Source organism: Paenibacillus sp. 01L418, assembly GCF_056400045.1.
The window spans coordinates 1-12,898 of sequence record NZ_JBFTSN010000158.1 but is presented as its reverse complement, the minus strand read 5'-3'; the positions used below and the strand labels follow the sequence as shown (position 1 = coordinate 12,898).

Below are 12,898 nucleotides of genomic sequence, written 5' to 3'. Positions count from 1 at the left end.
CTCCATGTCTTCACATGTGAGGAGGCGTTTCTTATTTAACATTTATAAATGAATTATGGCCTAAGCTTAAGAGAATCGTCGATAGATTTCCAAATAGCTTCCGTTTGGAACGCACGCTGCCATGTTGCTACACCCGCTAAATCATATTTACGCGCAAGCGCTACTCGAGCTTTAATGGATACTTCATCCTCAATCCATATTCGCATCAAATTTCCGTCTTCCGTATATTCCACGTAATTCTGACCTGCTTTTGCATCAAACACTGGCTTAAGTTTCTTAGTCGTAATAATCTCATTAACCTTCTTCATGCCTACTGCCTTTGAGGAAACGTCTATTTTACCGTCTTCCCCTTTTTTTTCAGTCCATATCCGGGTATACAGAGGCATGCTTAAAATAATTTTACTTGCTGGTACTGCATCCTCCTGCATGATACGAACAAGAGAACTCTCTGTCCAAGGCAGCGATGCTACCGAACCCGATTTTGGACTCGCAGCCCAATGCTCATCGTAAGCCATGACCATCATATAATCTACAACATTGCCAAGCGCTGCACGATCAAGAAACAGCGACCACATCTCACTATTCGACTTGGGCGTTACATCCACGGAGACAACCAAGCCTTGCTCGTGTAAAAGCGGAGTCRGCTCCCGAACAAATTGTACAAAGTTAGCTTTATCCGACGTGTGTACATTTTCAAAATCTAAATTAATCCCTTGCAATCCATATACTTGAGCAAAGCCGATCAGCTGCTGTATCATCGAGAACCGAGTTTCCACTGACGCTAATGCCTTTGTCGTTCGATCAGGCTCGAAGCTATTGCTGAACAGCGCCCAAATCTGCATCCCTTGCTGATGTGCCCATTTTACATATGCGGGATCAGCCTTGCCTTTTATTGTTCCTTTGTCGTCGGCAAGTTCAAACCAGGTTGGACTTACGACATTTACTCCCTGCATCGGCGCTATTTTGGCAGTATCGATTTTCCGTTGATAAACAGCTTCCCATGTCATATTAATTTTATTGCCGAGCACCTTCCACGCAATAAATGGAGGTTCTGACGCCTGCTCGGGCATTTTCTCAATAGAAGTAAGCTTCACATCTTTTTTATTCATAAAACCGATGATGCCTTCGCTGTTTTGAACAAGCAGCCAACCTTCCTGCTCTTTCCAAATTCTTATTGACTGTGATTGAGGAACTTTTTGAACAAAAGGCGCTCGAATAGTCGCTTCGGTTCGAATAGCCGCCCCTTTCTCAGGTGTAGCCTCAGCGAGCTGAACCATGTCTCCTGCATTCAGCAGCGTTACTGTGCCTGTCTCTTTTACGAATTCTACTTTCAGCCCATATAACTCCTCCAAAGGTTCTGCAGGAATATAGACCGTATCATTAGACGTTTCTGCAGTAATCGTTAGATCATATGGTTTTTGGTTGATAGTCGCCGTTAAAGAATCCGTCTTGAGGTGAAGCACCTTATTGGCAGTTGTCAAAATGATTGAACCTGAATCAGGCTCATATCTTATAGGCTTGTCCGCTCCTAATACCTGCTCCAGCACCGAAAGCGGCAGCTTAACTTCATCATTTTCGATAATAGCTCCTTGCTCCGCTTCAACGCCTTGAATAAATATAGGATGCTCTGACTTATAATTTGGTTCTACCTTTTCATTGTTTGGAATAAAACGCATATATCCATACCAACAAAAGACAGCTATTACTCCTAACAAAAACAACAATATTATGCTCCGAACACCTCTGTTGCCTTTTCGGCGTGGCGCTCGGTTGTACATCGTTTCCAAGTCATCACTCTCCTGTAATGTTAACTTCAAAATACTATTCGACTATTAAAAAACGTGCAGATTAGCGTTGTATCGCTTCCCGGCACGTTCTTGTAGGCATAACGCCAATTATTTCGCTGATTTAGTATTGCAAGTCGAGCAAACACCGTAAATTTCCATCCGATGTCCTTCAACCACAAAACCTGTTACACGTGACGCTGCACGTTCTACCTCAAGCAGCGGTGGATAATTAAAATCGACGATTGAACCGCAATTTTTGCAAATGGCATGGTAATGATCGGATAAATCCGAATCAAACCGGCTTGAATCATCGCCATAAGTCAGCTCACGCACTAATCCAGCTTCTACAAATAAACGCAGATTGTTATATATGGTAGCTACGCTCATGCTCGGGTAAACTGGTGAGAGCGCTTTATAAATTTCATCTGCAGTCGGATGCGACATCGAGTCCATCAAGTAGCTTAATATGGCGTGACGTTGCGGGGTCATTCGGACGCCATTCATCTTCAGTTGCTCAAGTGCTAAGTTAACGCTGGCTCCCATTCCCCTCACGCCCTTCCTTAAAGTTATTAAAGCTATTGTACGTTCTTATTTAAGAGTTTGTCAATGAAAGCGCCTTTTTAGGATAGTCCAAATTGCTTAATTGCAATGCTGTTCGTAGCATTAATCTGAATCCTGAAAGTGCCGTCGCCAATAGTGCCTCTTATCGTTTTCTTACTTACTTCAAGCGGCAAATCGGACACAATATTACCGAAAGTTACCGATCCATACATCGTAAAATGAGCATTCGCCGGTATTGCAAGCTTTACCTCTCCGACGGAGCTATCGAGATCCCAATCTCCGCTAACTTCAGCACTGCTTAGTTCAATGTTCCCATTCAGCGTATCCGCTTTAACAGAACCGCCTGCACCGTCCATTTTGATTTTCCCGTTTTTTGTTTCTGCTTCAATGTTTCCATCAATCTGCTTGATCTCCAAACTGCCATTGAGTGTATTGGCATAAAGCTTACCTTCAATAGAATCTGCAGTAACCGTACCATTTTTTGTTTCAAGACTGGTATCACCGGTTATGCTTTTCACATTAATTCCGCCATTATTACCTTTGACGGAGATAGGACCTTTAATGTTGCTTACGGAAACAATTCCGCTATTGCTTCGGAGCTCAAGGCCGCCTGGCAGCGTCAAATTCATGACTTCAATTGAACCATTGCCTGATTCAACTTTCATCTTTAATACAGGCTTCTGTTCCTCAGCATTCTGAGGCGGTTGTTCAGATTGACCATTTAAACCTGCATCTGTATCCGTAGGCTTTTCAGTTGCGGACTGATCGTTCAAATCAACATCAGATGCTCCCGCATCAACTTCTTCGCCAATCGTATCAATACTTTCCGAACCCAAGGATAACGGTGTTTCTGTAGGCTGTTGATTAACCTCAACCTGATCAGACAAAGACATTGGTACGGTAATAATCATATTCATTCTCGGTTTTCTGCTGCCGTTAGCGCCATAGGTTTGACCCTTCGCCTCCAACGTTACTTCAGCGCCTGGATTAATTTTGACGGTTGATTGCTCTGCGATCGCATCAGCCTCCGTTTTGCCTGGCACATCAACCCATACAGCAGTCAAAAGCTCTATTTCCTGTACGTCACCCGATCGAATGGTTACTTGCCCATTGGGATTAACAACACGAATGAGAGAAATCGCTTCATCTAAAGGAACCTTAATGATGGTCTTCTCATAATGAAATCCTTTCTCTTCTCCAAATTCTGCTGCCCCGTTCAAATCAACATTAAATTGATCCAGCCAACGATAAGGAATATCCGCGTATTGGGTCACAACGTAAGCGGTCAACGAAATCGCAACAGCAATCATCGCGCCTCCAATATCAAATCGAAGCTTTTTTTCTATGTCTTTAAACTTTATGCTGTATAGAATGATTTCTAAACCTAACAATATAAAAATAACCGGCCACCATTGACCAAGCAATGAAATATCATTCCGTCCTTGAATTTGATCCCAGAGAAGCAATCCTCCCACGACCAATACCAGTGCCGCTGCTGTAAAGCGTCCCAGCTTAAACATAGTAACTCTTCCTTTCCTTGAACGTGACAGCAGCAATATTGAAGCGATTATAATAATCGGGCCAACACATAACTCCGCTAGTTCATTCATCCAGGGTAAAATCGCTTGTGGAGGCTTCACTAAAATAAGCATGACGCTTCCCGCCGCCAAAAGTAAAATACCATGTGTGCGATTCAGTGCAACGGGGTTGTTATTATCGACATCCGCGCTTTGCAAGGAATCAAACACGCTAATAAAATAAAAGATAGGAAGCATAATACCTAAATAAACGATCAACAGCAAATGTCTGCCGCCATCTGAATCGGCTAACCTTACAATCGCCGTCAAATCCAGCCAAAAGGCCGCAATTAACAGTAAGCCTTTCGGATGCTGTCCCGTATACATATGTCCTGCTCCTGGCATAGCAAATGCGAATAATACGGTGAGAAGTCTATTTTTTATTCGTTTTATTCTGAGCTGACCCAACGTACACCCTCCAAGTGCTTTATATTATCGAGGAGCACTAACAATGCTTCTGATTTAGGCAGTGTAATATACACCTGCAGCAAAATCTGCTCGCCTTCCTCTTCACCCTCACATTCTTCCAGCAGCATTTTTCTCATGATGATTTTCCGATCAGTCAGTAGGCTATTTAATTCAAGCATAGCTTGAGATAAATTATTAGCTTTTATTTTGAGYAAGTGCTCTTTCTTTGCACTAATATACCTTTTTTCCAGCTTATTAAACGCCCATAATGTTACAAGAACCATGATCGTTGCGGTAGCTGATGCAAAATAAAAGCCTGCTCCGACTGCTAATCCAATTGCAGAAACGACCCATAGGGACGCCGCTGTCGTTAAACCCGTTATTGATTTTCCGGTAAATAAAATAGTACCTGCACCTAGAAATCCAATGCCTGTAATAACTGCGGCTGCAAGTCGCGCTGGGTCAACCCGTACGTTAGGCTCGTCGACAAATGCTGAGAAACCGTACATGGATAGCAGCATCAACAAGCAAGAACCTAAACAAACTAGAATATTCGTTCGAAGTCCAGCAGCATGATTCGACTGTTCTCGCTCGAAGCCAATAAGTCCGCCCAATAGCAAGGCAAGCAGCAGCCTTAATAAAATATGAAGTTCACTAATATACCAAGGATTATGAAGTGTACTTAGCAGCATAAACAATCCCGACCTTTCTATATTCGCTATTGTAACATAATTGTATGCAGCGTATGGAGCTTACAGGTCTTCTGTCCAGAGTGATGTTCAAAAAGAAAGACGCGGTTCATCATGTTGATGAACCGCGTCTTTTTGCGTGCAACTGCTCTTATTTCAAGCGCTCTACAAGCAGCTTATTCACGAGTGCAGGATTTGCTTTCCCTCTTGATTCCTTCATAACCTGACCAACAAGGAAACCAATTGCTTTATCTTTACCTGCTCTGTAATCTTCAACAGATTGCGGATTTGCTTCAACGATCTGGTTAACGATGGCTTGAATAGCGCCTTCGTCACTGATTTGAACGAGACCCTGTTCCTCTACAATCTGCTGTGGTAGCTTGCCTGAATCCAGCATCGCTTTAAATACCGTTTTGGCAATTTTACCGTTGATTGTGCCTTTCTCAAGCAAACCAATCATTTCACCTAGGCCTTGTCCAGTAATTTTCACATCGGTAATTTCTTGACCGTTGGCATTCAAATAACCAAGCAAATCACCCATGATCCAGTTCGATACGGATTTGGCATCCTTCGTGTAGGAAAGGCTCTCCTCGAAGAAATCAGCAAGCTTCTTAGATGAAGTAATAACTTCAGCATCATAGGAAGGTAAGCTGTAATCAGCCGTATATCTCGCTTTGCGCGCATCAGGCAATTCTGGAATTGTCGCACGAATGCTTTGCTTCCAATCTTCACTAATATGAAGCTGTACTAGATCCGGGTCCGGGAAGTAGCGATAATCATGTGCTTCTTCTTTGCCGCGCATAGAGAAGGACTTACCAAGTGCATCGTCAAAACGACGAGTCTCCTGAATGACCTCACCACCGCTGTCGAGAATTTCCGCTTGGCGGAACTGCTCATACTCAAGGCCGCGCTGAACGCCGCGGAAGGAGTTCATGTTCTTAAGCTCCGCACGTGTACCAAATTCCTTTTGTCCGTATGGACGAAGGCTTATATTTGCATCACAGCGCAAGCTGCCCTCTTCCATCTTCACATCAGAAACGTCGCAATACTGCATGATGGCTTTGATTTTCTCGAGGTATGCTTTAGCTTCCTCAGGTGTACGAATATCAGGCTCTGATACGATCTCAATTAGCGGCGTACCTACACGGTTGAAATCGACAAGTGATGCATAACCGCCATCGACGTGAGTCAATTTGCCTGCATCCTCTTCAAGGTGCAGCCTTGTGATCCCAATTCGTTTGGTTTCTCCGCCCACTTCAATATCAATCCAGCCATGTTCACCAATCGGTTGATCGAATTGCGAAATCTGATACGCTTTTGGCGAATCGGGGTAAAAATAGTTTTTACGGTCAAACTTGCTGATATCTGCAATTTGACAGTTCAAAGCCATTGCCGCTTTCATTGCATATTCAACGGCTTGGCGATTCAATACCGGCAAAACGCCGGGATGTCCAAGGCATACTGGACAGGTATGGGTATTCGGCGGCGCGCCGAAAGCCGTAGAGCAGCCGCAAAAGATTTTACTGTTCGTATGCAGCTCCACATGGACTTCCAGCCCGACAACCGTCTCGTATTTGTTCGGTTCAGACATTCGTATCGATCCCTTCGTAAACGTATATAGATCCGCTTATAGCTGCGGACGTTGTTTATGATGCTCTGTATGCTGCTCGAACGCATGAGCGGCGCGCAGCACCGTCGATTCGTCGAACGCTTTCCCGATAATTTGCAAGCCAATCGGCAAGCCATCTGCCGTTCCACAAGGAACGCTAATGGCAGGAACGCCAGCCAAGCTTACCGGTATCGTACAGATATCGTTTAAATACATCGTTAATGGATCTCCAACTTGCTCTCCGATTCGGAACGCAGGTGTCGGAGCCGTAGGTCCGATGATGAGATCATATTGGCTGAACACTTGGTCAAAGTCCTGCTTGATAAGTGTACGCACCTTCTGAGCTTTCAAATAATATGCGTCATAATAGCCAGAGCTTAGAGCATAGGTTCCAAGCATAATCCGGCGTTTTACTTCAGCGCCAAATCCTTCGCTGCGGGATTTCTTATACAAATCAATGAGATTTGCAGGATCTTCCGCACGTACACCGTAACGTACGCCGTCGAAACGAGCTAGATTTGACGATGCTTCCGAGGAAGCAAGCAAATAGTAAGTAGCGATTGCATACTCCGTATGCGGAAGTGAAACCTCTTCCCAAGTCGCGCCCAGTGATTCGTATACTGCCAGCGCTTTAAGTACCGCTTCTTTCACACGCGGATCAATACCAGCTCCTAGGTATTCTTTAGGCACACCGATACGCAGACCTTTTACATCACCTGTAAGAGCTGCTGTGTAATCTGGAATATCCACATTCGCTGATGTAGAGTCGCTTGTGTCGTAACCAGCAATGGCTTGCAGCACAAATGCGGAATCTTCAACATTTTTGGTAAGCGGACCGATTTGGTCTAAAGAAGATGCAAAAGCAACAAGTCCAAAGCGTGATACTAGGCCATATGTTGGTTTGAGGCCAACGATACCGCAATAAGCAGCTGGCTGACGAATCGAGCCGCCAGTGTCGGAGCCAAGCGAGAAATAAACTTGTCCAGCAGCAACCGAAGCTGCCGATCCGCCGCTTGAGCCGCCTGGAACATAATCCGTATTCCATGGATTGCGAGTTGGATAGAAGCTGGAGTTCTCGTTGGAACCGCCCATCGCAAATTCATCCATGTTCAACTTGCCAATCGTTACCGACTGAGCTGCTTTCAGCTTGCGAACAACAGTGGCATCATAGATAGGATTGTAATTGCTTAAGAACTGACTCGCACAAGTGGTCAGTAGACCTTCAGTCACAATATTATCCTTAACACCCGCCGGCAATCCAAACAATAAACCTTGGTCGCCGCCTTCTTGCAATTGCTTGTCCAGCTCGGAAGCCTGCAAGCGTGCATTCTCTTCATTTAATGTAATAAAAGCCTTAATAGCAGGCTCAGTTTCCGCAATTCTCGCAAATGATGCGCTAACCAGCTCAGAAACAGACAGTTCCTTATTGTTAAGCTTGTTATGTACATCCTGCAGGCGCAAATCAAACAGTGCCAACAGTAGTTCCTCCCTTCAAATTAAACCCATTCGTATTATTCAAGCACCGCAGGTACTTTAAATTGTCCATCTTCTTCATCAGGCGCATTCAACAAAACCTTCTCGATCGGCAGCGACGGGCGTTTCTCATCCGCGCGCGTTACATTCGTTATAGGGAGCACATGGCTGGTTGGCTCAATATTTTCCGTGTCCAAGCCTTCTAGCTTTTCCGCATATTTCAAAATCGCATTGAGCTGCTCCGTAAACTGATCCTTCTCCGAATCGGATAGCTCTAACCGCGCAAGTCTTGCTACATGGTCTACATCCTTAGGTGAAATGCTCATCAGGTATTCTTCCTTTCCTATTCCTGTAATCATTCTTCCTATTATATCTCACATACAGGGAGAACATCAATGTAAACGGCAAATCACTTCTTAATTTCCACATAAAAGGAACTGGATCTCCAACAGAAGAGTTGGGCTTAAAAGCAATCGTTTATCAAACAAACAAAAGCAGCCCACTCTCACAACTTAAGCTGTTGTGAGGCAGGCTGCTTTTTAGTTTTAGAGAATCAGGTTCTTACTGAAATGCTCTAGATGACCGTTAGCATTATTGCTCTTTAATCTCATGGTCGATGCTCGCAGTCTGAATATCTTCATACGCCCAGTGCTTCTGCGAAACGTCACTCCATTGTTGATCTGCTCCTGCTAGAGGAGATCTGCCCTGCTGTCTATTGAATATGACAACAGCTTCTGCTCTCGTAAGAACGCGGTTTGGCGCAAATGTACCATCCTTATATCCGTTGAAAATTCCTGCTGCAGTCCCCTGATCAATGGCTGTTTGTGCCCAGTGCCCATTAATGTCAGAGAAGCTTTTGCCGCCGGTTTCAATATGCTCCATCAATCGATTAATAATAACAGCCATTTCCGCACGAGTGATCGTCTGATTTGGTTTGAAGCTGCCATCTGGATAACCAACCATTAAACCCAATTCGGTAATAATTGTAATGTATTTTGCAGCCCAATGCTCAGCATCAACGCCCGTGCTGCTCACGGAAGATAATTCAGCTTCCTTGCCCAGTATGCGAACAAGTATCGCTGCCATTTCAGCACGTGTAATCCCTTTCTCTGGTTTAAAGCTTCCGTCCTGATGACCAATAATATAAGCTTTGACTTCTTTATGATCTGGAACTTCAACCGGATCAGGCTTATCGGGCTTTGGCGTCACGTTGCCACCCGAGTTGTTGCCTGAATAACTGGATCTCGTTGGATCCAACGGATAATAATCATCCTTATCATTGACACCATCTCTGTCCGTGTCTGGATCTTTTGGATTCGTTCCAATTGCTTTTTCTTGCTCATCCGTCAATCCATCGTTATCATCGTCTGGATCAGTCGAATCTGGAATGCCGTCTCCGTCTGTATCCAGCTCACCGTTTACTGTACCCGGCTTAGCTGCATCCGTTGGGAATGGATCATCTTTATCATTGATTCCATCCTTGTCGGTGTCTGGATCTTTCGGATTTGTACCTGTTTTCGCTTCTTGCTCATCCGTCAATCCATCGTTATCATCGTCTGGATCAGTCGAATCTGGAATACCATCTCCGTCTGTATCCAGTTCCAAATCTGGCTCCGTGGTAAAGGTCCATACTAATTTATCAGAAATACCCGCATAGCTGTTTCCGTCTTTATCCCTCAAAGCTCCAGCTGCAATTAAGACGTAATATTCTGTACCTGGCTCCAAATATTCGACCTTAGGCCCATTGCCAGGTTGCGGGAGGATTGGAGGATTGATCGTTACTGTATTTCCCGATATATCGACTCCCATTTCTCCGATACTCACTTTATGCACAACGCTATTGTCAGACTTCTTTCTAATTTCAAAGCTCTTGCCGTTTACTCCCTGAACATTTGTGCTAAACGTCAGTTTTAGAGCTGTACTCTGAGAAACACTATTTGACCCTCCGGCAGGTGAGTACGCTGTAACCTTCAGTTCGTTTTTTTCCGGAGCAGCGCCTGTAGTGAAGTTCCAAGTTGTCTTGTCTGCAATACCTGCGTATTGTGCACTGCTGGTCGTGCTTTTCAGTGCTCCCGCTTCTATTTGAACATAGTAAGCAGTATTGTATTCCAAATAATTCCCTGGAGCATCCGGTACCATTAGGTAAGGATTTATCTTTACTTTATTACCCGATACACTTACATCGCTTATGCTGCTAATTTCAAAAGTATGAGCAATGCTGTCATCAGATTGCTTCTTGATAAAAATCTTTTTACCCGGAATCACTTGTACATTCTCGCTAAAAGTTAGCAACAAATCGGAGTTGGTGGCCACTGCTGGAGCATCATCAATAGGAGATAATGTCGTGACAGTTAGTGGCGAAAAACTCTTTGCTGTCTTGAAGCTCCAGATCGTCTTACCTGTAATACCCTTATACGTATTGCCTGCCTTGTCCTTAAAGGCTCCATCATCAATCAGAACGTAATAGCCCGTATCGTTAGCTAAACTAGTTGACAATTTAATGGTCGCCTTAGTTCCTGCTAGTGTCAATTTTGCAGTATCGTTAGCTGCAATGGTTTCAACAACACTATCATCACTTGCTTTGCGGATGCTAATGTTTTTGCCTGCCATCGCTTCCACAATCTCACTAAAAGTCAGCTGTAAGCTCGCATCAACCGCCACATCAAGCGCATTATTCGCTGGTGTATATCCAGTAGCTGTCGGCGCTGTTGTGTCTGGTGCAGCTTCTGTTTTGAAGAACCATATCTTCCCCGGCTCACCCATATACATTACGTTTTCGTTCATTAACTGAATGAATTGGAACATGCCATCAAAATCATTATTGTATATGTCCTGAAACGCACCTTTATCCATGAGGATATAATAATAGATATTGTTTTTCATGTTTTTCGTTGGATTAATGGTAACTTTGTTCCCAGAAATCGTTATTTTGCTCGTATCTGTTGAAGATATTTCTTCTAGCAAAATTGGAGCCGTTGGATTTGTTCCATCCGGTGTGGCTCTGCCCGGTTCAAAAATCTTTATTTTCTTGCCTGTTCCAGCCTTCACATTTTCGTTGAACGTTAATGTCATGTCCGTACTGATGGGAACATCCACAGCTGCTTTCGCGGGTACAAATGTTGTCGCCACCGGGCCGATTGTATCTGCTGCCTTACCCGTTTTGAAATGCCATGATTCGGTAACTGTATCCTGTACTTGACCATCATGAATTTCGACATCAGCTGATAATCCAGCATAGCCGTTCCCTGCAATATCCGTAAAAGTAGACGGTTCAATCTTCACAAAATAATTCGTCTGATATTCCAGATCCGCTGCTGGATTAATCGTTKCTACATTATCCAAGACTGTTACCTTTGTCGAATCACCTGCATCAATTGTTTCTACTAACGTTGCATCGCTTATTAAGATCGGGTAATCTGGTCCGTTAATCATTGATAATTCCCGAGGTTTCCAAAGCGTTATCTTTTTACCCGCCAGTGCCTTTACTTTCTCATCAAACGTTAATTTAAGATTAGTATCCACACCAACATTCTGTGCACCTTTAACAGGAGTTAGTGCTGTCACAACAGGAGCTTGATTATCAGCTGGCTCAGACGGTTCAGAAGGTTCAGCATCCAATGCAATAGCAACAGGAACCATGAAGGTTCCGACCATAAAAGGTCCCACACTGAGCTCAATTGTTTTGTCGACCGAATTTGTCGTTGTATTAATAACACTCATATTGCTCGAGCCATAATTAATCGTGTATGCTTGAAGACCATCTTTGGAAACGCCGATGACGTAAGGGTTAGCATCAACATTTATGGTAGCATCCACTTTAAGGGTTGCCGCATTGATTACTGACACAGAGTCATTATAGCCATGTGCTGCAAATATCTTACTGCCATCAGGACTAACTTCTGTTGCAGTTGTCATGCTGCCAACCGGTATATCCGCTTCGTGAGTTTTTGAATTCGTATCAATTATATTTACGAAATTAGTTACTAAGTTAGCCACATAAATCTTTGTGCCCGAGGGATTAACCGAGAGTCCGTAAAGTTCCCCCTCAATGGTAATTCCCTTCACAACTGTTTCGCTTATTATATCTATAATCGTGAGTTTTCCGGTTCTACTGGTAACATAAAGATCATTCCCAACCAATGCCATCGCAATAGGCGTAGCTACGGATATTTTTTTCTCCTCAACAAGCGAGGCTGTATTTATAACTGAAATCGAGCTTCCTGAGTCATTTGCCACATAAGCTTTACTTCCATCCTTATTAAAGGCAACGCCATGAGGCTGAACTCCAACCGGTATGGTCGCGATTACCTCATCCTTCGCCGGATCAATAACCGAGACCGTATTGCTTGCTCTGTTGGTTATGAACACCTGCTTCTGATTGGGGTTGATCGCAGCGCTGTTCGGTTGGTTTCCTACCGTGATTTTAGCCTTTTCTACAGTCAAATCTGTTAGATTAACAACATCGACAGTACCATTGCTAAAGCTTGTGATATACGCTTTTTTAAATACAGAAACTTCTCCAGCTCCAGCCGCATTTACCTTTCTCCCATCCTCCATAAACAATGACGAGCATAGGTTGACCATCAGCGCGAATAGAATCATACTGATTATCTTCTTGGACCTTACTAAACTAAGCATATTTTTGACCTCTCTCCCACCGTGTGATTGGCTATTACCATGTTTGGAAGAATCTTATCAATTAGAACTCAACAAAATCTCACAATTCGTCGCTACATGTCGAAAAAACAAAAAAAGAACAGTGGACACTCCTCTGCTCTAATTGTTTATAACTAT

General features: G+C 43.8%; 8 protein-coding genes. All 8 read right to left on the bottom strand.

Annotation, left to right across the window (positions count from 1 at the left end):
* Positions 1 to 53: 53 nt before the first annotated feature.
* Positions 54 to 1,778 carry a glycosyl hydrolase family 18 protein gene (locus AC1DSE_RS18805; protein ID WP_477528023.1) on the bottom strand — a complete coding sequence of 575 codons (1,725 nt, stop codon included), beginning with the start codon at positions 1,776 to 1,778 and terminating at the stop codon, positions 54 to 56.
* Between the two features lie 117 nt (positions 1,779 to 1,895).
* Positions 1,896 to 2,330 carry a peroxide-responsive transcriptional repressor PerR gene (perR, locus tag AC1DSE_RS18800; RefSeq protein ID WP_076271893.1) on the bottom strand — a complete coding sequence of 145 codons (435 nt, stop codon included), beginning with the start codon at positions 2,328 to 2,330 and terminating at the stop codon, positions 1,896 to 1,898.
* A 77-nt stretch (positions 2,331 to 2,407) separates the two neighbouring features.
* The gene (locus tag AC1DSE_RS18795) at positions 2,408 to 4,333 is read right to left on the bottom strand and encodes a DUF4097 family beta strand repeat-containing protein (protein ID WP_477512796.1); all 1,926 of its coding nucleotides are present in this window, start codon (positions 4,331 to 4,333) and stop codon (positions 2,408 to 2,410) included.
* Positions 4,315 to 5,025 (bottom strand): MgtC/SapB family protein, encoded by a 711-nt coding sequence (locus tag AC1DSE_RS18790; protein ID WP_076271891.1) that lies wholly within the window; start codon positions 5,023 to 5,025, stop codon positions 4,315 to 4,317. The genes AC1DSE_RS18795 and AC1DSE_RS18790 overlap by 19 nt, the downstream gene beginning before the upstream one ends.
* A 148-nt stretch (positions 5,026 to 5,173) precedes the next feature.
* The gene (gene gatB / locus AC1DSE_RS18785; protein ID WP_339207443.1) at positions 5,174 to 6,613 is read right to left on the bottom strand and encodes an Asp-tRNA(Asn)/Glu-tRNA(Gln) amidotransferase subunit GatB; all 1,440 of its coding nucleotides are present in this window, start codon (positions 6,611 to 6,613) and stop codon (positions 5,174 to 5,176) included.
* A 36-nt stretch (positions 6,614 to 6,649) separates the two neighbouring features.
* Positions 6,650 to 8,107 (bottom strand): Asp-tRNA(Asn)/Glu-tRNA(Gln) amidotransferase subunit GatA, encoded by a 1,458-nt coding sequence (gene gatA / locus AC1DSE_RS18780; protein ID WP_076271889.1) that lies wholly within the window; start codon positions 8,105 to 8,107, stop codon positions 6,650 to 6,652.
* Positions 8,108 to 8,142: 35 nt separating this feature from the next.
* Positions 8,143 to 8,430 carry an Asp-tRNA(Asn)/Glu-tRNA(Gln) amidotransferase subunit GatC gene (gene gatC, locus AC1DSE_RS18775; RefSeq protein WP_477512797.1) on the bottom strand — a complete coding sequence of 96 codons (288 nt, stop codon included), beginning with the start codon at positions 8,428 to 8,430 and terminating at the stop codon, positions 8,143 to 8,145.
* Between the two features lie 265 nt (positions 8,431 to 8,695).
* The gene (locus tag AC1DSE_RS18770) at positions 8,696 to 12,706 is read right to left on the bottom strand and encodes an Ig-like domain-containing protein (RefSeq protein WP_477528022.1); all 4,011 of its coding nucleotides are present in this window, start codon (positions 12,704 to 12,706) and stop codon (positions 8,696 to 8,698) included.
* Between the last annotated feature and the right edge of the window lie 192 nt (positions 12,707 to 12,898).